Here is a 20,657-nt window from a genome sequence, read left to right as displayed (position 1 = left end):
CGGTTCCGCCTTGTTAGATGGCCCGTGGGGCCGCCCCCTAGAAAACACTGAAACAATGTCATCCTTAGGATACGTATCTCCGCAAACCATGCATTTTGCGCAGCCGCTGCAGTTGCAGAGCGGTGCTTCGCTGCGCGACTACATGCTGATGTATGAGACCTACGGCACGCTGAATGCCGACAAATCGAACGCGGTGCTGGTCTGCCATGCGCTCAACGCTTCGCACCATGTGGCCGGCGTGTATGAAGGCCAGCCGAAAAGTCAGGGCTGGTGGGACAATATGGTCGGTCCCGGCAAGCCGCTCGATACGAATAAATTCTTCGTCATCGGGATTAACAATCTGGGCTCCTGCTTTGGCTCGACGGGCCCTATGCACACCAATCCCGCCACCGGCAAGCCGTATGGTGCGGCCTTCCCCGTGGTCACGGTGGAAGACTGGGTGGCGGCGCAGGCGCGTCTGGCCGATGCGCTGGGCATTACCCAGTTCGCCGCCGTGATGGGCGGCTCGCTGGGCGGCATGCAGGCGCTGGCCTGGTCCATCATGTATCCGGAGCGGCTGCGCCACTGCATCGTGATCGCTTCCACCGCCAAGCTGTCGGCACAGAATATCGCCTTCAACGACGTGGCGCGGCAGGCCATCCTGTCCGATCCCGACTACCATGGCGGCGATTTCTACGAACACGGCGTAGTGCCCAAGAATGGTCTGCGCGTGGCGCGCATGGTGGGGCATATCACTTATTTGTCGGATGACGACATGGCGGAGAAATTCGGCCGCCGGCTGCGCGATGCCGGCACAGGCGCAGCGGCAGGCAGTTGCGCCGAGGGCGAAGGCGAATATAAATTCGGTTTCGGCGTGGATTTCGAGATCGAATCGTATCTGCGCTACCAGGGCGACAAGTTCAGCGAATACTTCGACGCCAACACCTATCTGCTGATCACCAAGGCGCTCGATTACTTCGATCCGGCGCGTGCCCATGGTGGTGATCTGGCCAAAACGCTGGCCGCGACGCGCGCCAAATTCTTCCTGGCTTCGTTCACCACGGACTGGCGTTTCTCGCCCGAGCGTAGTCAGGAAATCGTGCAGGCCTTGATCAGCAACCGGCGTCAGGTCACCTATGCGGAAATCGATGCGCCGCACGGCCACGATGCTTTCCTGCTCGATGACTCGCGTTACATGAATATGGTGCGGGCCTATTACGGTCAGGTATGGGACGAGATCGGAGGTGCGCAGTGAATTTCAATGACTTGAGCAAGGCGCGGCCGGATCTGGCCTTTATCGCCCACTGGGTAGCGCCCGGTGCGCATGTGCTGGACGTCGGTTGCGGCGATGGCGTGATGATGGAATATCTGCAGAGCGACAAGCAGTGCAGCGGCTACGGCATCGAGATCGCCGATGACAAGGTACTGGAAAGTACCAGGCGCGGCGTGCGCGTGATCCAGCAGGATATGGAGAAGGGGCTGGCGCTGTTCGGCGATAACAGCTTCGATACGGTGCTGTGCCTGTCGTCGCTGCAGATGATGAAGCAGGTGGAAGCACTGCTGCGCGACATCGTCCGCGTCGGCAAGGAAGCCATTGTGTCCTTCCCCAACTTCGCTTACTGGCCGCACCGTGTGGCGCTGCTCAAAGGGCGCATGCCGGTATCCGAATCGCTGCCGTATGAATGGTATGACACGCCCAACGTGCGCTGTGCGACGATTAATGATTTCCGCGATCTGGCCGAGGACTGCGGGCTGGAAGTGATGGAATGCGTGGCACTGGCCGAAGGCGAGCGCGTCAACTTCCTGCCCAATTTGCGCGGCGATCTGGCCGTGTTCCGCTTACGTAGAAAGGCATAGTACTGATGACCACAAGGGACGCCAATCCGGGCGCCGCAGCGCAAGCTACACCGGAAGCCGCCGCGGCTGCACGCCACTGGCGTACCTATTTCAACAGCCGCACGGTGGCCATCCTGTTCTTCGGCTTCAGCTCCGGCCTGCCGCTGTACACGCTGATCTATCTGATGCAGGCCTGGCTGGCCAAGTCCGGCCTCGATGTGAAAGCACTGGGCCTGTTCGCGCTGGTGACTTTTCCCTATACCTTCAAGTTCCTGTGGGCGCCGTTCATGGACCGCTACGCCATCGGCCCGCTGGGCCGGCGCCGTGGCTGGATGGCGCTGACCCAGCTGGCGCTGTTCCTCGTGATCGGCGCGCTGGGTATGCTGGACCCGCAGCAGCAATTGCCGCTGATCGCGGGCGGGGTGTTCCTGATCGCCTTCCTGTCCGCCAGTCAGGACGTGGTGATCGATGCCTACCGGCGCGAAATTCTGGCCGAGAACGAGCAGGGGCTGGGCGCCGCCATCATCGTCAATGCCTACAAGGCGGCCAGCCTGATCCCCAGCGCGCTGGGACTGGTGCTGGCCGACAGCATGCCGTGGCAGGCCGTGTTCTGGATCGTCGCGGCCTTCATGCTGCCCGGTCTGGTCTGCACGCTGCTGGCGCACGAGCCGGCTGTGTATGGCGCGCCACCGAAAAATCTGCAGGAAGCCGTGGTGCTGCCGTTCCGCGAATTCATCCAGCGCGATGGCTGGCGGCAGGCCATGCTGATCATCGCCTTCGTGCTGCTGTATAAAATCGGCGACAGCATGTCGACCGCGCTGTCGACCAAGTTCTTCCTCGATATAGGCTTTACCACCAAGCAGATCGGTCTGGCCGCCAACGCCACGGGCTGGTGGGCTGCGCTGGCCGGCGGTGCCGTGGGCGGCATCTGGATGATTAAACTGGGCATTAACCGCGCCCTGTGGGTGTTCGGCGTGCTGCAGGCGCTGGCCATCCTCGGCTTTGCCTGGCTGGCCAAAGTGGGGCCGGACATGTGGCTGCTCAGCGCCGCCTTCGGCTTCGAAGCGTTTGCCAGCCTGGGGCTGGGCGCGGCCGCGCTGGTCGCCTTCATGTCGCGTGCCACTGATCCGCGTTACACTGCCACCCAGTACGCATTATTTTCCAGTCTGGCTGCTGTGCCGCGCACGTTTATCAACTCCTCGGTAGGCTATATCGTGGCGCAGACGGGCTGGTTCTGGTTCTTTATTGTGTGCTTTATCATGGCGTTTCCTGCCATGATGATGCTGCCCAAAATCGCTCCATGGAACACTCGTGATGAAAAAGTCTAAAACCCTGACGGCCACGCTGGCGCTGGCCAGCTTGTGCGCCAGCCTATGCGCCGGCCTGCCCGCGGCGGCGCAGGACGATGGTATCCCCGTTACCCGCATGTCGCGCCTGCGCGGGCTCGGTGGCGATGCGCGCCAGTTCGATCAGCAGTCCAAGCTGCAGTATGACCAGATGCTGGCCCAGGCGCACCAGAAGGATGCCGTGGCCACTGACCGCAACCCGCAACTGATCCGCCTGCGCGCCATCGCCCAGCGCTTGATTCCGTTTACCAAGCGCTGGAATCCCGATTCTGCCAACTGGAAGTGGGAAGTCAATCTGCTCAATTCGCCCACCGTGAATGCTTTCTGCATGCCCGGTGGCCGCATCGCTTTCTACAATGGCATTCTGGTCAAGCTGAATCTGACGGATGATGAAGTGGCGATGGTAATGGGACATGAAATTGCCCACGCCTTGCGCGAGCATGCGCGCGAACAGGCCGGCAAGAATGCGATTACTTCGGTCGGTGCGCGCATTTTTGGCGCTATCGGCTCGGCCTATTTCGGGGTAGATCCGCGCCTCGGCGATGCGGCTGCCGGCGCGGTGGCGCAGGGCGCGGCGTTGAGCTTCTCGCGCGATGATGAAAGCGAAGCGGATCTGGTCGGCCTCGACCTGGCCGCCCGCGCCGGGTTCGATCCGCGTGCCGGCATCGCCCTGTGGCAGAAGATGGGCGCTGTGAACAAGAGCCAGCCTTTGCCCTTCCTGTCCACTCACCCCAGCGGCAGCAAGCGTATCGAGGACATGGACAAGAATATGTATCTGGTGCTGCCCGTGTACGCCCGTGCGCGTGGCCTCGATCCGGACAACCTGCCGCCTTACCGCTCGCTGGCCCTGCCTAAATCCTGATGGCTGCAGCCCCACTGCCCATGCGCGACGGCGTCGCGCCCAGCTACCTATGGCTGCCGGAAGGGCAGTGGCCGGACCTGCTGAGTTTTCTGCTGGTGCGTTTTCCCGATGTGGCCGAAGCCAGTTGGCGTGACCGCATGGCGCGCGGCGAAGTGCGCGATGGCGAGGGCAGGGTGCTGGCACCGGTTAGCGCGTTCCGGCGTGGCATGCGGATTTTCTACTACCGCGAGCTGGCAGCGGAAACACCGATACCGTTCAAGGAAGAAGTGCTGTTCATGGACCAGCATCTGCTGGTGGTGGACAAGCCGCATTTCCTGCCCATGATACCGTCCGGCCGATTCCTGCACGAGACCTTGCTGGTACGGCTGAAGAAGCAGTTCAACGAGGAAGAACTGACGCCCATTCACCGGCTCGACCGCGAGACGGCCGGTGTGGTGATCTTTTCGCGCCGGCAGGATAGCCGTGGCGCCTATCAGTCGCTATTCCAGCAGCGCGTGATCGAGAAGGAATACGAAGCGCTGGCACCCCATCTGCACGGGCGCGATTTTCCGTTCACTTACCGCAGCCGTATGGTGGAAGGCGATAAATTCTTCACCATGAAGGAAGTCGAGGGCGAGCCCAATTCGGAGACGCTGATCGATGTGATCGAGCAGCGTGCCGATTGCACGCTGTACCGTCTGCTGCCGCATACTGGCCGCCAGCATCAGCTGCGCGTGCATCTGGCGGCGCTGGGCATCCCTATCATCAACGATGCGTTCTATCCCGTTGCGCTGCCGTGCAAGCAGGATGATGTGTCGGCGCCTTTGAAACTGCTGGCGCGCCGCATCGCTTTCGATGATCCGCTGACGGGCGCGCGGCGCGAGTTTTTCAGCCGCCGCAGTCTGTGAGGTGACCGGGCGGTGACGCCATCAGGTTTGGCGATCAGGCGTAGGTGATGGTCAGCGGCGCATGGTCGGAGAAGCGCTGCTCCTTGTAGATGGCTACCGTGGTGGCGGTTGCGGCGATGCCGGGCGTGGCCACCTGATAGTCGATACGCCAGCCCACGTTCTTGGCCCATGCTTGACCGCGGTTGCTCCACCAGGTGTACTGTTCTTCGCGCGGGTCCAGACCGCGGTGTACATCGACGAAACCTACTTCGTCGAAGATGCGCGTCATCCACGCACGCTCTTCCGGCAGGAAGCCGGAATTCTTCTTGTTGCCTTTCCAGTTCTTCAGGTCTATCTCTTTGTGGGCGATGTTCCAGTCACCGCAGATCACCACTTCGCGGCCCTCTGCGTGCAGCGTCTGCAGGTGGGGCAGGAACAGTTCCATGAAGCGGAATTTGGCTTCCTGCCGTTCCGGGCCCGAGGAGCCGGAAGGGCAGTAGACGGAGATCACCGTCAGATTACCGAAATCGCAACGCACATAGCGGCCTTCGGCATCGAATTCCGGTGCGCCGAAGCCTATCACCACGCGGTCCGGTGCCACTTTGCTGTACACGCCCGTGCCGGAATAACCTTTTTTCTCGGCATAGTGGAAATGGCCGTGGTAGCCCTGCGGGTTGAGGAACTCCGGCTGCATATCTGGCGCTTGCGCCTTGAGTTCCTGCACGCAGACGAAATCGGCGTCCTGTTCGGCCATCCAGGTGAAAAAGCCCTTGGTGGCGGCGGAGCGGATGCCATTCAGGTTGGCAGAGATAATTTTCGGCATAGTCAGTTCAGTGCAGTGAGACGCAAAAAGTGCGTGATTTCTTCGGAATGCGATAGTGTAGCGTTAAAATACGGGCATCATCACAATTAGGCAGAAATGAGGCAGCATGAATAACTTACGTCAGGACTTTATCGCGTTCTCCGTCAAAACCGGCGTTCTGCGCTTCGGCGAATTCACCACCAAGGCCGGCCGCCAGTCGCCTTACTTCTTCAATGCGGGCCTGTTCCATGACGGCGCCACGCTGGCCCAGCTGGCCCAGTTCTATGCCCAGACCCTGCTCGATTCGGGTGTGGAATTCGATATGCTGTTTGGCCCGGCCTACAAAGGCATTACGCTGGCTTCCGCTACCGCAGTGGCGCTGGCTGGCAAAGGCCGCAACACTTCCTTCGCGTTCAACCGCAAGGAAGCCAAGGACCATGGGGAAGGCGGCACCATCGTGGGCGCCAAGCTGCAGGGCAAAGTCGTGATCATCGACGACGTGATTTCGGCCGGTACTTCGGTACGCGAGTCGGTCGACATGATCCGCGCTGCCGGCGCTGAACCATGCGCCGTGCTGATCGCGCTGGACCGCATGGAGCGCTCTGGCAAGGATGGCGAACTGTCGCCAAATTCGGCCGTGCAGGAAGTGGCCAATACCTACAACATTCCGGTGATCTCGATCGGTAATCTGGATGATCTGTTCAGCTACCTGAATGGCGCTGGCGCTGATCCGCAACTGCTGCAGTACAAGGATGCTGTTGCGGCCTACCGTACCCGCTACGGCATCGCCTGAGCCGCGCCACATGATGCGTTATTCCGAAGATCGGCTAACCAGTTTCCGTTGCGCGCAGGGCGAGCGCCGTATCCATATCTGGGAGCCAGAAGGTTCGGCTCCGCGCGCAGTCATCCTCGCCATCCACGGTGGCATGGCGCACGGCGGCGACTATGTCACGCCGGCGCTGTACTTCCGCCAGCATGGCATCGCGACCGTCGCTTATGATCTGTGCGGCCATCAGGATGCGCGCCGCGTGGATATCCCCGGCTTCCATGTCTTCCTCGACGATAGCGTGCAGTTCCTGCAATGGGTGAAGCGCAGCTATCCCGATGTGCCTATCTACGTGATGGGTCATTCCATGGGCGCGCTGATTGCTACCCATCTGGGACTGGGCCACTTTGCCGGCGATGCTGCGATCAAGGGCTTTATCCTGTCTTCGCCGTATTACGTCAACGCCATCAAGGTGTCGCCGGTGCTGCTGGCGCTATCCGGTGTGCTGGGCGCGCTGGTGCCGCGCATGAAGGTGCCGCTCGCGTCGCTGACCGATATGCTGACGCACGATAGCACTATCACGGCACGCCACCATGCCGATGAACGCGACGGCATCCGTGCGACGGAAATCACGGTGCGCTTTGGCAATGCACTGACCCATGCCCAGCAAGGGCTGGCGGCACGTATGCCGGCGTGGTCGCACCGTTTGTTTGCCGTGGTGGCCGGCGCCGATCAACTGGCCGATGCCGATGCCGGCGAAGCCATGCTGAAGCTGGTGCCGCCAGCGCTGCTGACTTATCAGCGCCACGCGCAGAACTACCACGAGAATTTCAACGAGCTCAATCGCGAGCAGATCTTCGCTGACATCCTGCAGTGGATGGCGCTGCCCGCTTAAGTTTTCGCCTGAACAAATACCGGCTTGCCCGCCTGGGCGGGCCGGTAGGCGGAGGGTGGGTATTCTCTTTTTTTAATTTTGTCTAAAACGGTCTAGAACGGTCTAGAACGGTCTAAAACAGTCTAGAAATACAGGTTCTCGTGATTTTTTAGACTGTTTTAGACTTCCCGTCGGCATGTTTTAGACTTTTTCGGCTAGCGTATGCTGGTTCATCGAATGCTGTTGCTGTCCCGTTTCGACGCGTGAGCGGAATTGATCAGCTCGTACCCAATAGTCCTCTGCTGGCAGGCGTAGCCACACAAAGCGCCATGCATTGCGAGCGCTGGCCTGCCGATTGGCGAATTGCGACGGTGTCAGCACTTGCCCATCGTCGGCGACGATTTGTTCGCTGACCACCGTGGCAAATTCCACATTGTGCTGATAGCTGGTACGCAGGCGCGTGCCATCTGGAAGAAAGACACTCTTCCACTGAAATCCGCGCAGCGCTTGGCCTTGCGTACGGACGGCATGACGTTCTTTATCCAATGCCAGCCAGTGCTGTACCAATTCCTGAATAAATGCGCCCGGCTTGATGTCAGGACGCGTATCCAGCAGATGCAATTCGAGATCGAGGTAGACCTCGTAGGGCAGATGGATAGCCTGAAGCGCTGCGTAAGTCATGATCCTGCCCTCAGTTCAAAAGTCTAAAAGTTGGACAGGTGCATCAGAAAATAGTTCGTTTTAGACTTTTGAAGGAAACTTTTAGACCGTTTTAGACTGCGCCGTCTCAGTTCTAGACCGGATTAGACCGAAATAGACCGTTCTAGACCGTTTTAGACTTTAGTTTTGTTTGGCAACCCCGATACTCGGCTAGGGTGGGGCTGTTGAGGGACCTTCAGCTGCTGATGGCGCTGGTGAAAGTCAGGCGATTGCCGAACGGATCATGCACGCTCATATCGCGCGTGCCCCATGGCGTATCGTGCAGGGCGGGGCGGGCGTATTTGTACTGTTTCGCGCTCAGCTCTGCGTGCAGTTCTTCGATATTTTCAACCTGTATGCGCATGGCGGCACCGGGCGAGCAATCGCCATGATGTTCGGATAGGTGCAGTGTGCAGCCGTCACGTGTCACCTGCAGATAGATAGGCAGGCCGGGCTCGAAGCGGTGCTCCCAGTCCACCGCGAAACCGAGGAAGCCGACATAGAATTCGCGCGCTTTCGTTTCATCGAAAATGCGCAGTATCGGTGTGGTGCTGTGGATTTTCATCGTATGTCTGCTCGCAGAAGGTGGCGGTGCTACAGGATTCTAGCTGAAATAGCAGCGCCCATAGTCCGCCCACCCTGATTGCGTATGCAGTGGCATAGCGCTAGTTTAGCGACCAAACGTACTTGATCGTACCCACTGCGGCCACTGGCTTGCCGGCCTCGGTACCCGGCTGGAACTGGCAGAGTGACATAGCACTGCGCGCGGCTTCATCGAGTTCGCTGGACCCGCTGGACTGGGCGATGCTGGAGCCCACCACCTTGCCGCTGGCATCGACATCGAACTTGATCGTAACCGTACCGGTCTCCTTGCGCGCACGGGCACCCTCGGGCCAGACAGGCTTTTTGCAGCTGCGTGCTTCGAGCTTGGGGGCGGTAACTTGCTGCGCCTGCTGATCGGCTGCAGTAGCTTCCACATATATCGTCAGGCAGGCCAGCGCTACCCCCAGCATGGGGATGGCGGCCTTCCAGTTCAAGGCACGCGGGGCGGGACGGCATAGGCGTTGAATTCGATCCATCAGGTTTCCTCCATTGGCCGCAAGGACCATTCGGTGAGTGGAGAACTGGAGTTTCTCCAGTTCGGATAAAGCAAGGGCCAGACGCCGCGGTTCGCCTAACTTGCTTGCTGCGAAATCGTCCGCCATCAGTTCCCGTTCGATGCGGATGCGGTGCGAAATCCACCAGACAGCAGGGTGGTAGAACAGCAGCGTTTCGATCAGGTTCTGCAGCAGATTAATCAGATAGTCGTGATGGCGGATGTGCGCCAACTCGTGCGCCAGTAGCGCTTCGACGAGATCCGGTGGCATGCCGCTCAGTAGTGCGGCGGGCAGTAGCACCACCGGCTTCCAGTAGCCCGCAGTGACAGGACTGGCCACATCTTCGGCCAGCTTGAGCTGCACTTTACGGCGGATGCCGAACTGGCCGCACAACTGGTCTACGCGCTGCTGCCACTGTAATTGTGCCTGACGGTGCTGCGGCAGCCTGGCGCGGCTGCTGCGGTCTATCCACCACAGCCCCAGCATCATACGTAGCGCCAGCATGGCCGCACACAGCGCCCACAATCCAACCAATTGTCTGAGCCAGCCTGCCGGATTCCATTGCACGCCGCTGGCGCCCACCCCATGCCCTGCCAGATCGAGCATGCTGCTGGCGATACTAACGGCAGCCTGACCCTGCATGCGGCCATAAAGCTCTAGCGCAGGCCAGAGCAGACAAGCCAGCAGAGCGCCACAGGCGAGCAGGTAGCGGTAGGCCGCAGGGGCGTTACGCAAAAGACTAAGCCCCAGTGCGCAGCTTACCCCTATGAGCAGGCCTTGCCAGAGAAACTGCAGCAAGGTCATGCCCAGAGCGAAAGTTAGTGCACTCATTTGGATTCCTCCTTGAGGATTTTCTCGATCTCGGCTCTTTCCTTCTTCGAGATGCCGGAACGTAGCGCAGCCAGCACCAGCGCTTTGGCCGAGCCGGCAAAGGCTTTCTGCATCAGGTCCTTGAGCAGATTGGTCTGCAATGCATCCTGTGCCTGTGCTGGTGCATAGATGTGCGAGCGCTGGCTCTCGTCGCGGATCAGGATGCCCTTGGTGTGCATGATCTGCATAAGCCGCAGCACGGTGCCATAGGCCAACTCCGGTTTGTCGGCCAGCATGGCTTCGTGCACCTGCTTGGCCGTGGCCGAGCCTAGTGGCCAGAGGGCTTGCAGCAGATCCAGTTCGGCTGCAGTGGGTTTGGGTATGCTCATGGTAGTTCCGATTCTAGCTTGCTCAATTGCTATCAGAATATTCTGTCTAGACAAAAATGTATACTTTAATTCGAAGGCCGGCATGCAGTGTTGTCGAATATAGACAACATTGTCTATAAAAGGATGGTGAAGCGGGCGCCACCCAGTGGCGAATCGCTGATGGTGATGCTGGCGCCGTGTAGCTGCAAGGCTTGGGCGCAGATGGCCAGCCCCAGACCGAAACCGCTGCTGGCGTGATCCTGCTCACGGTCCAGCCGGTAGAAGGGTTCGAAGACGCGTTCGCGCACGTTGGCAGGAATACCGGGACCATCGTCATCGACGTGGATAACAATCTGTTCCCCTACACGCGCAGCGCTCAGCGAAAACTGGCTGTGAGCGTATTTGGCGGCATTCCCCAGCAGATTGTTGACAGCCCTCGTCAGCAGCCGTGCATGGCCCTGGATCTGCCCCAGTTGCGGCGCCAGATGCAGGCTGTAGCTAGCCTTGCCGGGCGGCGCGACGCAGGCTTCCAATAGCGGCGCTAAAGCAAGCGTCTGCGCCGGCAGTGCAGACGGGTGATCGAGCTGGTTCAAGGTAAGCAGTTCGTTGACCAGCGTTTTCAGTTCTTCCACATCGCTGCCCATGGCATTCAGGCGGCGCGGGATGGCAGGATGGTCAGCACCATGCTGCTCGCGCAGCAGTTCCAGACTGAATTCCAGCCGTGCGATGGGCGTACGCAGTTCATGCGACACCGACCGGAGCAGGTCGCGGCGCGCTTCCAGCAACTGGCTGATGCGGTCGGCCATCTGGTTAAAACGTGCCGCCAGCGGCGCAATGCTGGACGGCTGGCGCGGGCCGGCACGTGCGCCCAGATCACCCTGTCCGAAAGCGTCCGTCATACGCGATAGTGACAGCAGGCCGCGCCAGTGGCGCTGCGTCCACCAGCCTATCGGCAGCAGCAGGAATATGGCGATCAGCGCAAAGCGTATAGCTTCCATGCCCAGCGCCTGCGCGATATTGATGGGCAGATGGCTGGCGTGTATCAGTTCCGCCTCGCTGCCGATGTAGCGGTTGCCTTCGCGGTCCACGCGCCGGTAGAAACCTTTGCCGCCCACGTCGATGATGATGGCGCCGTCCAGTAGCTGCTGGCGCTGCCGGGCGGATAGGCGCGGCAGCAGCGCAGCGAGCGGCTCCAGTTCGAACGAAGCGGCCGAGACTTCGCGCACCTTGTTCAGACGTGGCAGCCATTCGTCCGCGCCGGCCTGATCGATGTACTGCTCGAGCAGAAAAATCTGGCCGGCTGCCTGACGTCGCGCCATTTCTTCCAGCGGGTCGCCAAACAGCAGGCTGAAGGTGATATAGATGGCGCCCGTGGCCAGCGTAATGGCCAGCAGCACCAGCGCCGCAAAGCGCCAGAACAGGCGATTCATTCCCATGCGGATGGGCTGAACAGATAGCCTTCGCCCCAGACGGTCTTGATGCGCTCCGCCGTGCCGTCATCGAATTTGCGGCGCAGGCGCGAGACGCAGTTATCGATGCTGCGATCAAGTCCGTCGAACTCGATGCCGCGCATGCGCACCAGAATGTCGTTACGCGACATCACCTTGCCCGCTGCCTTGGCGAGGATGGCGAACAGTTTGAACTCGGCGCTATTCATGGCGATTTCCTCACCGCGCCAGAACACCGTGCGGTTTTCGCTCGAGATGCGTAACTGGCCGAACACCAGATCGGTGCCGCTTGCCGCCTGGCCGCGTCGCTGCAGGGCGCGCAGGCGGGCCAGCAGCACGCGCGGCTGCACCGGCTTGTTGACGTAGTCGTCGGCGCCCTGTTCCAGTCCCGAGACTTCGTCGAAACTGTCTTCGCGCGCGGTCAGGATCAGGATGGGGATGGCAGTGAGCTGGCGTAGTTCGCGGCAGATCACCAGCCCGTCGACGCCGGGCAAAGTCAGATCGAGGATGACGAGGTCGGGCTGGTGCTGGCGAAAACGTGCGAGTGCCTGATCACCGCGCGTGACCACATCGACCTGATAGTCGTATTCCTCCAGATATTCCTTGATCAGCGCGGCGAGCCGCGCATCGTCTTCCACCAGCATCAGACGCTGCATCACACCTCCAGTTTGCGGCTATTGTAGTGGAGAGCTGACCGGTAGTGGCGTTTTTGACAATCTCGTACACTTGTCTACACTTTTTATACAAATGCAGCCTACAAATTCAGGACAATTTCAGGACAGTCCGGAGCGGATCTGGCGCGGCCATCTGCCTACCATGGCAGCTCCTACACCCAACCGGAAACTGAACATGAAAAAATTTGTATGCCTCGCTTTGCCTATGCTTGCCGCCAGTGCGCTGGCCCATGCAGACGACTTTTATCTGGGCGCGAATCTGAGCAGTGCTACGCGCGGCAACATCCAGATCGTGGATGGCGCCACCAAGGTGGAACAGGGCCAGTCCAAGAAAGGGCTGCCTTACGGACTGTATGCCGGCTATGCGCTGTCGAAAGACTGGGCAGTGGAAGCCGGCTATCGTGGCGAAGCAGGTGCTGCCACCTTTAAGCTGCCGCAGAATTACCAGATGAAGATGCATACCAGTGCTGCTTATCTGGCGGCGCGCGGCAACTGGGCCTTGAACGAGGACTGGACGCTGTTTGGCAAAATAGGGATAGCGCGCGGTGAAGCGAAGGCCGAGATCAGCGGCAAGAATCCGCCGCCGGCAGAGAAGTTCAGCCGCACTGGCGCCTATCTCAGTGTGGGGGCAGCCTATCAGGTCGCGAAAGGCGTGGCGCTGGATGTGCAGCTCGAGCATACGGATAAACTGAAACGCGATGGCCTGGTCGCCAATATGGATCGTATTGCGCTGGGCGTGAAGCTGGATTTTTAAGGAAATTATGAACAAGCTGTCCCTACTAAGTGTTTTGCTGCTGGCCTGTGTTACTGCGCAGGCGACGGAGCCGATGATGCCCGACGGGAGCAAGGACATGTATGTGGGGATGGCGCTAGCGACGCGCACTGCGGCAGCCGGCGAGCAGCGTCGTGTAGAACCGCGCCCGCTGTTGCAGGTGCAGTGGAGTAATGGCGTGTTTTTGTCGGCCAGCGGTGTGGTGGGTCTGCATCTGTCGGATGCACCGGGGCTGGAATATGGCCCGCTGCTGGCGGCCAGCAATTCACGCCAGCCCACGGATAGCTGGCGTTTGCGCGGCTCGCGGCCAGTGGATGGCACAGCCGACGGCGGCGTTTTCTTCAACTACTACCTGAGCGAGCAGACCCGCGTGCTATCGAGCGTGTTTTACGACACCAGTGCACACGGTCTGCGTGGCTATGCGGGCCTGCAGAAGGCCTTGACGCTGCCGGATCCGCACCACAGCCTGGCCTTGACGGCAGGCGCATACTGGGCCACGGCACCCGTCATGCGCGAACTGTACTCAGTCAGCGCAGCGGCCGGCGGTGCGCGCGACTACCGGCCCGAGGCCGGCCTGAGCGCCGTCAGCGTGGGGCTGGACTGGAACTGGGCCTTGAGCCGCCAGTGGCTGCTGCACAGCGGCCTCAGTGGCACGCGGCTAGGCAAGGCTGCAGCCGATAGTCCGGTAGTGGAACGGCGCAGTTTTATCAGCTGGTCTACCGGTCTGGCTTACCGGTTCTGAGCCCATGCGCCGCTACCTGATCTTTATCCTGCTGTGCTGGCCACTGTGGGCTTCTGCGCAGAAAACGCAGGAAGCCCAGGAAGTGCAGGACTGGATCGCCTATCGCGATGCCTATCGCCAGATGATCTGGTTTGAAAAATACGGCAAGCCCAAGCAGTTCCTGCAGAATCACTTCCGTATCCGTGCGCGCGAAAAGGGCGCCAGCACGGATGGTCTGCGCCTTAGCCTCAACAGCAAAAACATCCATCAAAGCCTGACGCTCGATGCGCTGGGACGGGCCGTGTTCCCGTTCTCCAAGGCGGCGTATGACGACAATGCCGAACTCACGCTGAACCGCAACGCCAGCCAGTTCCGCAGCGGCGCCTGGGTGTCGATCGTGACCCGTGCCGATGGCGTGTATGCGGCGGCAGATCTGCGCACGGCCTGCGAGCAGATGCTGGCCTATCTGCAGTATGCCGGTGCTGCGGCAGGCAAGGCCTGCGTAGGCGTGCAGTTCAGCTATCCGCGCAGCGATGCGGCAGAAGTGGTATTCCAGACGGCGGGCGGGGCCAGTACGGCGCTGGTGGTGCGCGAAGGCCCGGCGTTTCCCGATGATGTGCAGAGCGGCTTCCGCGTAGTGGCTTACCGCTTTGCCGCCTATCCCGAAAACGGCCGCATCGTCAGCAGCAGCGTGCCGTTGGCGATAGCCGCCTTGCTGGAGTAGCGTGGTCGGCGCCGCGTAGCCACAGCCGCGCAGCTGGCCGGACGAAAAAAAGGGACGCCGCAGCGTCCCTTTTTGCTTGCCGCCGGCACGGCGGGCTGGCTTAGCCGGCCAGCTTGGCTTTCAGCAGTTCCGTCAGCTGGGCCGGATTGGCCTTGCCGCGCGAAGCTTTCATGGCCTGACCGATCAGCGCATTGATGGCCGCTTCCTTGCCGGCGCGGTACTGCTCGACCGATTTGGCATTGTTGGCAATCACCTCGTTGACGATGGCTTCCAGTGCGCCCGTATCGGAAATCTGTTTCAGGCCTTTCGATTCGATCAGCTCATCAACCAGATTGTCGTTGGCCGACTTAGCCGCCCACATATCGCCGAACAGTTCCTTGGCAGTCTTGTTGTTGATGGTGCCGTCAGCGATACGCTTGATCATCAGGGCCAACTGGGCCGGCGATACTGGCGCGTCGGCGATGTCCACGCCTTCGCGGTTCAGGGTGGACGACACATCGCCCATCAGCCAGTTGGCAGCAGCCTTGGCGTTGTCCTTGCCGGCGCTTTCCACCACGGCCACGAAGTAGGTGGCCATGGCTTTGGAGGCGGTCAGAATCAGCGCATCGTATTCTGGCAGTGCGTATTCGCTGATGAAACGCGCGCGCATGGCGGCCGGCAGTTCCGGCATCGACGCTTTCACCTGTGCTATCCACGCATCGGAGATGATCAGTGGTGGCAGATCAGGGTCAGGGAAGTAGCGGTAATCCTGCGCGTCTTCCTTGCTGCGCATTTCGCGGGTTTCCTTGCGGTCCGGATCGTACAGGCGGGTGGCCTGCACCACCTTGCCGCCGTCTTCGATCAGTTCGATCTGGCGACGTACTTCCACGTGCACGGCTTCTTCGATGAAGCGGAACGAGTTCAGGTTCTTGATCTCGCAGCGGGTGCCGAATTCCTTCTGGCCTTTAGGGCGCACAGAAACGTTGACGTCGCAGCGGAACGAGCCTTCCTGCATATTGCCGTCGCAAACGCCCAGCCACATCACCAGCGAGTGCAGTGCCTTGGCGTAGGCCACAGCTTCGGCCGCGCTGCGGATTTCCGGTTCCGACACGATTTCCAGCAGCGGCGTACCGGCGCGATTCAGGTCGATGCCGCTCATGCCGGCGTAGTCTTCGTGCAGCGATTTGCCGGCATCTTCTTCGAGGTGGGCGCGCGTCAGGTTGACGGTCTTGGTGACGAATTCGCCATCCTTCTCGTAGCCGAAAGTCAGTGCGCCGCCGATCACCACAGGGTCTTCGAACTGGCTGATCTGATAGCCTTTCGGCAGATCGGGGTAGAAGTAGTTCTTACGGGCGAATACCGATTGCGGCGCCACTTTGGCGCCCACGGCCAGACCGAAGCGGATCGCGCGATCCACCGCCTGCTTGTTCATCACCGGCAGTACGCCGGGCAAAGCCAGATCCACCGGGCTAGCCTGGGTGTTGGCCTCGGCGCCGAACTTGATCGGCGAACCGCTGAAAATTTTAGATTCGGTCGTGAGCTGCACGTGGTTCTCAAGACCGATGACGACTTCCCATTCCATATTCTTCTCGCTGTATTGTGTGTCGCTGTAGTGTATGTCGCAGTATCAGCCGGATCAGATGCCGGCCGGCGCGCGCTTGTGCCAGTCGGTCGCCAGCTGGTACTGGTGGGCGACGTTGAGCAGCTTGGCTTCGCCGAAGTGTTTGCCGATGATCTGCAGACCCACGGGACGGTTGGCGTTCTTCTCGCCCTGACCGAAACCGCAAGGGATGGACATGCCGGGCAGGCCCGCCAGACTGGTCGACAGGGTGAAGATGTCGGCCAGATAGGCAGCGACCGGATCATCCGACTTGTCGCCCAGATCCCAGGCCACGGTTGGTGCCACGGGGCCCATGATGACGTCGCACACGGCGTTCGGGCCATTCAGCACGGCTTCGAAATCCTGCGCGATCAGGCGACGGATTTTCTGCGCCTTCAGGTAGTAGGCATCGTAGTAGCCGTGGCACAGCACATAGGTGCCGACCATGATGCGGCGCTTGACTTCGGCACCGAAACCTTCGGCGCGGGTCTTGCGGTACATATCGGCCAGATCCTTGTAGTCGGCTGCGCGGTGGCCGTAGCGCACACCGTCGAAACGCGACAGATTGGACGAGGCTTCAGCCGGTGCAATCATGTAGTAGGCCGGAATCGACAGTGCCGTATTCGGCAGCGAAATATCGACCAGCGTGGCGCCGAGTTTTTCATACTGCGCGAGTGCGGCACGTACGGCCTGTTCCACGTCGGCGGCCAGACCTTCGCCAAAATACTCTTTCGGTACACCGATGCGCAGGCCCGTCAGCGGCTGGCCCAGTTCACGCGTAAAGTCTTCATCCACGCCGCCCAGTTCCGGTGCCAGCGAGGTCGAATCGCGTTCATCGAAGCCGGCCATGGCATTCAGCAGCAGCGCGCAGTCTTCCGCCGTCTGGGCCATAGGGCCGCCCTGATCGAGCGACGAGGCAAACGCGATCATGCCGAAGCGCGACACGCGGCCATAGGTCGGCTTGATGCCGGTGATGCCGCAGAAAGCGGCCGGCTGGCGGATCGAACCACCGGTATCGGTGCCGGTCACGGCCGGTGCCAGACGGGCGGCCACGGCAGCGGCCGAGCCACCCGAGGAGCCGCCCGGAACGGCGCGCTTGTCCCACGGGTTTTTCACGGCGCCGAAGGCCGAGTTTTCATTGGCCGAGCCCATGGCGAATTCGTCGCAATTGAGCTTGCCCAGCGTGACCATGCCGGCCGCGCGGAATTTCTCCACCACGGTGGCGTCGAACGGGCTCACATAATTGGCCAGCATTTTCGAGCCGGCCGTGGAGCGCCAGTCGCGCGTGACGAAAATATCCTTGTGGGCGATCGGTACACCCGTGAGCGGGGTGGCCGTGCCATTGGCGATGCGGGCATCGGCTTCGGCTGCCTGCGCCAGCGTCAGTGCGCGGTCCACGTGCAGGAAGGCATTCAGATCGCTCTGTTCGATACGGGCCAGGAACTGGGTGGCCAGTTCGGTAGCGGTGATGGCTTTGCTTTGCAGCAGAGCAGATAACTCTTTAACGGTTTTGGTATGCATGACGATTTCTATCTTTGATCGGTGTACGGAGCGTAGCGGAGCGGGCAGCCGGCGTGGCTGTGCCGCTTTACTCGATCACTTTTGGTACCAGATACAGGCCATCCTGGGTTTTTGGCGCCACGGCCTGATAGTCGTCGCGGCGATTCGGCTCGCTGGCGATGTCTTCGCGCAGGCGCAGGGCGATGTTATTCATGTGCGCGGCCAGCGGGTGGCTGAGCGGAGCGACGCCTTCGGTGTCGACCGCCTGCATCTGCTCGGCCAGCGCGAAGATGCCATTCAGCTGTTCCAGCGCGGTGGCGGACTGCGCCTCGTTCATCTCAAGCTGGGCCAGTTTGGCAATGCGGGTTACGTCGGATAAGGTCAGAGACATGGCAAATGGCGCGGTCTAGCCGCGCAGGTTGTGTTATTTTAATGATAAAAACCCGGACTGATAGTCCGAATGTGGATAAATTACGGACAAAAGCACGGAACAGCCGCCCAAACAGCGGCTTTCACCGATACACTTTAGGGTGGATATTCGGCAAATCGCAGTCAAATTATAAGGTAGAATGGCGGGTTGATGCGTTGTCGGCGCTGAATCATTGCTGCCGCCGCTACATGACAGGATTTCTTTCTAACGGATTACGCGCACATTAGGGGCGCCACAGGACACACATGTTTGGTTTTTTACGCAGGTATATTTCTTCTGATCTGGCCATCGACTTGGGCACGGCCAACACCTTGATTTACGTACGTGGCCAGGGCATCGTCCTGGATGAACCTTCGGTCGTCGCGATTCGTCAGGAAGGCGGCCCTAACGGCAAGAAAACTATCCAGGCCGTTGGTAAAGAAGCAAAGCAGATGCTGGGTAAAGTGCCCGGCAACATCGAGGCCATCCGCCCGATGAAAGACGGCGTGATCGCCGACTTCACCGTCACCGAACAGATGCTCAAGCAGTTCATCCGCATGGTGCACGACTCCAAATTCTTCCGCCCATCGCCACGCATCATCATCTGCGTACCATGCGGCTCGACCCAGGTGGAACGCCGTGTGATCCGCGAATCGGCACTCGGTGCCGGTGCCTCGCAGGTCTACCTGATCGAAGAACCGATGGCCGCGGCCATCGGCGCCGGCCTGCCGGTGTCGGATGCGACTGGTTCGATGGTGGTCGACATCGGTGGCGGTACCACCGAAGTGGGCATCATTTCGCTGGGCGGCATGGTCTACAAAGGCTCGGTACGCGTGGGTGGTGACAAGTTCGACGAAGCCATCGTCAACTACATCCGTCGTAACTACGGCATGCTGATCGGCGAACAGACTGCGGAAGCGATCAAGAAAGCCATCGGCTCCGCCTTCCCTGGCTCCGAAGTCAAAGAAATGGAAGTCAAAGGTCGCAACCTGTCGGAAGGTATTCCGCGTTCGTTCACGATTTCGTCCAACGAAATTCTGGAAGCACTGACCGACCCGCTGAACAACATCGTCTCGGCCGTGAAGAATGCGCTGGAACAGACCCCGCCGGAACTGGGCGCGGACATTGCCGAAAAAGGCATGATGCTGACCGGCGGTGGTGCACTGCTGCGTGATCTGGATCGCTTGCTGATGGAAGAAACGGGCTTGCCGGTGCTGGTGGCGGAAGATCCGCTGACCTGCGTGGTACGCGGCTCCGGCATGGCGCTGGAGCGGATGGACCAACTGGGCTCGATCTTCTCCTACGAATGATCCGATAAGACGGGGCCGCACAGAGCGGCCCCGGTTTTTGGTGCTGAGTTGTTAGTCTCGTAGGCGCGCGAGCGCCGGATTACTGGAAGTCATGGAATACAGTCCTCCGCCACTTTTCAAGCAAGGTGCTCCGGCCCGGGTGAAGATGATGGTGTTTGCGTGCATTTCGATTGCACTGCTGCTGGCCGATTCACGTGTGCGCACTCTGCAAACCGTGCGCAAGGTCGCCGGCACCATTCTGTATCCCCTGCAGATGGCCGCCCTGATGCCGCGCGACGCCCTCTATGGCGTGGGCGATTATTTCTCGTCCCTGTCGTCCCTGGAAAAGCAGGTGCGCGAGCTGAAACGCCAGCAGATCGCCAGCGCCTTGCTGCTGCAGCAGGCGCAGCAACGCGTGGCTGAAAACAATCAGTTGCGCCGTCTGATCGATGCGCGCGAACATCTGCCCATCAAATCCATGCTGGCAGAAATCCTGTACGACGCGCGCGACGTCAACAGTCGCAAAATCATTCTCGACCGCGGTAGCCAGCAAGGTCTGGTGCTGGGCCTGCCCGTGATCGACAATCAGGGCGTGGTGGGGCAGGTGACGCGGGTGTTCCCGTTTACTTCCGAAGTGACGCTGCTGACCGACAAGGAGCAGGCGATTCCCGTGCAGTTGCTGCGCAATGGCTTGCGCAGCGTGGCCTATGGCCGGGGCAAGGCCGGCACGCTGGAGCTGCGCTTCACGGCACCGAATGCCGATATCCAGGTAGGCGACATCGTCGTCACCTCCGGTCTGGATGGCGTGTATCCGGCCGGTCTGGCCGTGGCGCGTGTCTCGCAGGTGGAAAATAGCGCGGCCGGTTCCTTCGGCGGCGTGATCTGCCAGCCGCTGGGTGGCATCTCCAACAATGCCCAGTTGCTGGTGCTGCTGTCCGTGCCGGACATGCCACCCCGTCCGCCGGACGAGGAACTGCGCCAGCCGCGCAAGCACAATAACAAGATGGCGCCGATCAAAGACCCGGTCAAGGAAGCCGATGCCGCTGCTACGGCGGCCGGCGCCGGCGTAGGTGCCGGCGCCGCCCCTGCGGCTACCGGCACCGCGCCTGCAGCCAACGGCAATGGCGCACCTGGTCTGATGCCGGTGATGCCGGCCACCCGTCCCGCGCCGGCACCTACGGGCGTGACGGAGACGGCCACGCCGGCCACCTCCACCGCCACGCTGACCGGTGCGCC

General features: G+C 60.7%; 22 protein-coding genes. 12 read left to right on the top strand and 10 right to left on the bottom strand.

The window, feature by feature from the left end; genetic code table 11:
• Positions 1-55 precede the first annotated feature (55 nt).
• From metX to GM655_RS21875, 5 genes are read left to right on the top strand one after another with little or no spacing between them, the layout of a single operon-like run.
• Positions 56-1,234, top strand: a complete 1,179-nt coding sequence (gene metX, locus GM655_RS21895; RefSeq protein ID WP_155436794.1) for a homoserine O-succinyltransferase MetX — start codon at positions 56-58, stop codon at positions 1,232-1,234.
• On the top strand, positions 1,231-1,836 hold the full coding sequence (gene metW, locus GM655_RS21890; RefSeq protein WP_371866925.1) for a methionine biosynthesis protein MetW: 606 nt from the start codon (positions 1,231-1,233) through the stop codon (positions 1,834-1,836). Before metX ends, metW begins: the two co-directional genes overlap by 4 nt.
• A 5-nt stretch (positions 1,837-1,841) precedes the next feature.
• The gene (locus GM655_RS21885; RefSeq protein ID WP_155436792.1) at positions 1,842-3,143 is read left to right on the top strand and encodes an AmpG family muropeptide MFS transporter; all 1,302 of its coding nucleotides are present in this window, start codon (positions 1,842-1,844) and stop codon (positions 3,141-3,143) included.
• The gene (locus GM655_RS21880) at positions 3,130-4,023 is read left to right on the top strand and encodes a M48 family metallopeptidase (RefSeq protein ID WP_155436791.1); all 894 of its coding nucleotides are present in this window, start codon (positions 3,130-3,132) and stop codon (positions 4,021-4,023) included. The genes GM655_RS21885 and GM655_RS21880 overlap by 14 nt, the downstream gene beginning before the upstream one ends.
• Positions 4,023-4,910, top strand: a complete 888-nt coding sequence (locus tag GM655_RS21875; RefSeq protein ID WP_155436790.1) for a pseudouridine synthase — start codon at positions 4,023-4,025, stop codon at positions 4,908-4,910. Before GM655_RS21880 ends, GM655_RS21875 begins: the two co-directional genes overlap by 1 nt.
• Positions 4,911-4,944: 34 nt before the next feature.
• Here GM655_RS21875 and GM655_RS21870 read toward each other — a convergent pair whose 3' ends face one another.
• Positions 4,945-5,712: an exodeoxyribonuclease III gene (locus tag GM655_RS21870; protein ID WP_155436789.1), complete on the bottom strand. Its 768-nt coding sequence runs from the start codon at positions 5,710-5,712 to the stop codon at positions 4,945-4,947.
• Between the two features lie 106 nt (positions 5,713-5,818).
• On the opposite strand from GM655_RS21870, the gene pyrE reads away from it, so the two are divergent.
• Complete coding sequence (gene pyrE, locus GM655_RS21865; protein ID WP_155436788.1) at positions 5,819-6,484, top strand: orotate phosphoribosyltransferase; 666 nt, start codon at positions 5,819-5,821, stop codon at positions 6,482-6,484.
• A gap of 10 nt (positions 6,485-6,494) precedes the next feature.
• Positions 6,495-7,352, top strand: a complete 858-nt coding sequence (locus tag GM655_RS21860; protein ID WP_229632693.1) for an alpha/beta fold hydrolase — start codon at positions 6,495-6,497, stop codon at positions 7,350-7,352.
• Between the two features lie 180 nt (positions 7,353-7,532).
• On the opposite strand, the gene GM655_RS21855 is transcribed toward GM655_RS21860, so the two are convergent.
• The 6 genes from GM655_RS21855 to GM655_RS21830 form a co-directional block, all read right to left on the bottom strand.
• Positions 7,533-8,012, bottom strand: a complete 480-nt coding sequence (locus GM655_RS21855) for a hypothetical protein (protein ID WP_155436787.1) — start codon at positions 8,010-8,012, stop codon at positions 7,533-7,535.
• Between the two features lie 214 nt (positions 8,013-8,226).
• Positions 8,227-8,595 (bottom strand): glyoxalase superfamily protein, encoded by a 369-nt coding sequence (locus GM655_RS21850; RefSeq protein ID WP_155436786.1) that lies wholly within the window; start codon positions 8,593-8,595, stop codon positions 8,227-8,229.
• A gap of 100 nt (positions 8,596-8,695) precedes the next feature.
• A complete protein-coding gene (locus GM655_RS21845; protein ID WP_155436785.1) occupies positions 8,696-9,958 on the bottom strand; it encodes a M56 family metallopeptidase in 1,263 nt (420 codons plus the stop codon).
• Positions 9,955-10,326 carry a BlaI/MecI/CopY family transcriptional regulator gene (locus GM655_RS21840; protein ID WP_155436784.1) on the bottom strand — a complete coding sequence of 124 codons (372 nt, stop codon included), beginning with the start codon at positions 10,324-10,326 and terminating at the stop codon, positions 9,955-9,957. The genes GM655_RS21845 and GM655_RS21840 overlap by 4 nt, the downstream gene beginning before the upstream one ends.
• 113 nt (positions 10,327-10,439) lie before the next feature.
• The gene (locus GM655_RS21835) at positions 10,440-11,735 is read right to left on the bottom strand and encodes an ATP-binding protein (RefSeq protein WP_155436783.1); all 1,296 of its coding nucleotides are present in this window, start codon (positions 11,733-11,735) and stop codon (positions 10,440-10,442) included.
• On the bottom strand, positions 11,732-12,409 hold the full coding sequence (locus GM655_RS21830; RefSeq protein ID WP_155436782.1) for a response regulator: 678 nt from the start codon (positions 12,407-12,409) through the stop codon (positions 11,732-11,734). Before GM655_RS21830 ends, GM655_RS21835 begins: the two co-directional genes overlap by 4 nt.
• 193 nt (positions 12,410-12,602) lie before the next feature.
• Between GM655_RS21830 and GM655_RS21825 the strand changes: the two genes are divergently transcribed.
• Genes GM655_RS21825 through GM655_RS21815 form a run of 3 tightly spaced genes read left to right on the top strand, consistent with a single transcriptional unit; the run spans position 12,603 to position 14,644 of the window.
• A complete protein-coding gene (locus GM655_RS21825; RefSeq protein ID WP_155436781.1) occupies positions 12,603-13,181 on the top strand; it encodes a porin family protein in 579 nt (192 codons plus the stop codon).
• 7 nt (positions 13,182-13,188) lie between these two features.
• Positions 13,189-13,941 carry a MipA/OmpV family protein gene (locus tag GM655_RS21820; protein WP_155436780.1) on the top strand — a complete coding sequence of 251 codons (753 nt, stop codon included), beginning with the start codon at positions 13,189-13,191 and terminating at the stop codon, positions 13,939-13,941.
• Between the two features lie 4 nt (positions 13,942-13,945).
• Positions 13,946-14,644 (top strand): hypothetical protein, encoded by a 699-nt coding sequence (locus GM655_RS21815; RefSeq protein WP_155436779.1) that lies wholly within the window; start codon positions 13,946-13,948, stop codon positions 14,642-14,644.
• Positions 14,645-14,744: 100 nt separating this feature from the next.
• Here GM655_RS21815 and gatB read toward each other — a convergent pair whose 3' ends face one another.
• From gatB to gatC, 3 genes are all read right to left on the bottom strand, one after another.
• Positions 14,745-16,205, bottom strand: coding sequence for an Asp-tRNA(Asn)/Glu-tRNA(Gln) amidotransferase subunit GatB (gene gatB / locus GM655_RS21810; protein WP_155436778.1), 1,461 nt, complete (start codon positions 16,203-16,205; stop codon positions 14,745-14,747).
• Between the two features lie 54 nt (positions 16,206-16,259).
• Entirely contained in the window at positions 16,260-17,744 is a 1,485-nt protein-coding gene (gene gatA / locus GM655_RS21805) for an Asp-tRNA(Asn)/Glu-tRNA(Gln) amidotransferase subunit GatA (protein ID WP_155436777.1), read from the bottom strand.
• A gap of 67 nt (positions 17,745-17,811) precedes the next feature.
• Positions 17,812-18,114: an Asp-tRNA(Asn)/Glu-tRNA(Gln) amidotransferase subunit GatC gene (gene gatC, locus GM655_RS21800; protein ID WP_155436776.1), complete on the bottom strand. Its 303-nt coding sequence runs from the start codon at positions 18,112-18,114 to the stop codon at positions 17,812-17,814.
• 284 nt (positions 18,115-18,398) lie between these two features.
• On the opposite strand from gatC, the gene GM655_RS21795 reads away from it, so the two are divergent.
• Positions 18,399-19,442: a rod shape-determining protein gene (locus GM655_RS21795; protein WP_155436775.1), complete on the top strand. Its 1,044-nt coding sequence runs from the start codon at positions 18,399-18,401 to the stop codon at positions 19,440-19,442.
• A 91-nt stretch (positions 19,443-19,533) separates the two neighbouring features.
• The coding region (mreC, locus tag GM655_RS21790) for a rod shape-determining protein MreC (RefSeq protein ID WP_155436774.1) at positions 19,534-20,657 on the top strand (1,124 nt) is incomplete at its 3' end.

Source organism: Pseudoduganella danionis, from assembly GCF_009720775.1.
GTDB lineage: Bacteria > Pseudomonadota > Gammaproteobacteria > Burkholderiales > Burkholderiaceae_D > Rugamonas > Rugamonas danionis.
Note: the sequence above shows the minus strand (reverse complement) of the source record. Positions and strands in the feature narration are given on the sequence as shown.

What these genes read in the sequence shown, in the direction of transcription:
- GM655_RS21845 (WP_155436785.1), bottom strand. Translation starts at nt 9,958, where the DNA reads ATGAGTGCACTAACTTTCGCTCTGGGCATGACCTTGCTGCAGTTTCTC.
- gatA (WP_155436777.1), bottom strand. Translation starts at nt 17,744, where the DNA reads ATGCATACCAAAACCGTTAAAGAGTTATCTGCTCTGCTGCAAAGCAAA.
- GM655_RS21850 (WP_155436786.1), bottom strand. Translation starts at nt 8,595, where the DNA reads ATGAAAATCCACAGCACCACACCGATACTGCGCATTTTCGATGAAACG.
- GM655_RS21860 (WP_229632693.1), top strand. Translation starts at nt 6,495, where the DNA reads ATGATGCGTTATTCCGAAGATCGGCTAACCAGTTTCCGTTGCGCGCAG.
- metX (WP_155436794.1), top strand. Translation starts at nt 56, where the DNA reads ATGTCATCCTTAGGATACGTATCTCCGCAAACCATGCATTTTGCGCAG.
- GM655_RS21830 (WP_155436782.1), bottom strand. Translation starts at nt 12,409, where the DNA reads ATGCAGCGTCTGATGCTGGTGGAAGACGATGCGCGGCTCGCCGCGCTG.
- GM655_RS21835 (WP_155436783.1), bottom strand. Translation starts at nt 11,735, where the DNA reads ATGAATCGCCTGTTCTGGCGCTTTGCGGCGCTGGTGCTGCTGGCCATT.
- gatC (WP_155436776.1), bottom strand. Translation starts at nt 18,114, where the DNA reads ATGTCTCTGACCTTATCCGACGTAACCCGCATTGCCAAACTGGCCCAG.
- GM655_RS21825 (WP_155436781.1), top strand. Translation starts at nt 12,603, where the DNA reads ATGAAAAAATTTGTATGCCTCGCTTTGCCTATGCTTGCCGCCAGTGCG.
- GM655_RS21855 (WP_155436787.1), bottom strand. Translation starts at nt 8,012, where the DNA reads ATGACTTACGCAGCGCTTCAGGCTATCCATCTGCCCTACGAGGTCTAC.
- gatB (WP_155436778.1), bottom strand. Translation starts at nt 16,205, where the DNA reads ATGGAATGGGAAGTCGTCATCGGTCTTGAGAACCACGTGCAGCTCACG.
- GM655_RS21880 (WP_155436791.1), top strand. Translation starts at nt 3,130, where the DNA reads ATGAAAAAGTCTAAAACCCTGACGGCCACGCTGGCGCTGGCCAGCTTG.
- GM655_RS21815 (WP_155436779.1), top strand. Translation starts at nt 13,946, where the DNA reads ATGCGCCGCTACCTGATCTTTATCCTGCTGTGCTGGCCACTGTGGGCT.
- GM655_RS21820 (WP_155436780.1), top strand. Translation starts at nt 13,189, where the DNA reads ATGAACAAGCTGTCCCTACTAAGTGTTTTGCTGCTGGCCTGTGTTACT.
- GM655_RS21875 (WP_155436790.1), top strand. Translation starts at nt 4,023, where the DNA reads ATGGCTGCAGCCCCACTGCCCATGCGCGACGGCGTCGCGCCCAGCTAC.
- GM655_RS21840 (WP_155436784.1), bottom strand. Translation starts at nt 10,326, where the DNA reads ATGAGCATACCCAAACCCACTGCAGCCGAACTGGATCTGCTGCAAGCC.
- GM655_RS21870 (WP_155436789.1), bottom strand. Translation starts at nt 5,712, where the DNA reads ATGCCGAAAATTATCTCTGCCAACCTGAATGGCATCCGCTCCGCCGCC.
- pyrE (WP_155436788.1), top strand. Translation starts at nt 5,819, where the DNA reads ATGAATAACTTACGTCAGGACTTTATCGCGTTCTCCGTCAAAACCGGC.
- GM655_RS21885 (WP_155436792.1), top strand. Translation starts at nt 1,842, where the DNA reads ATGACCACAAGGGACGCCAATCCGGGCGCCGCAGCGCAAGCTACACCG.
- GM655_RS21795 (WP_155436775.1), top strand. Translation starts at nt 18,399, where the DNA reads ATGTTTGGTTTTTTACGCAGGTATATTTCTTCTGATCTGGCCATCGAC.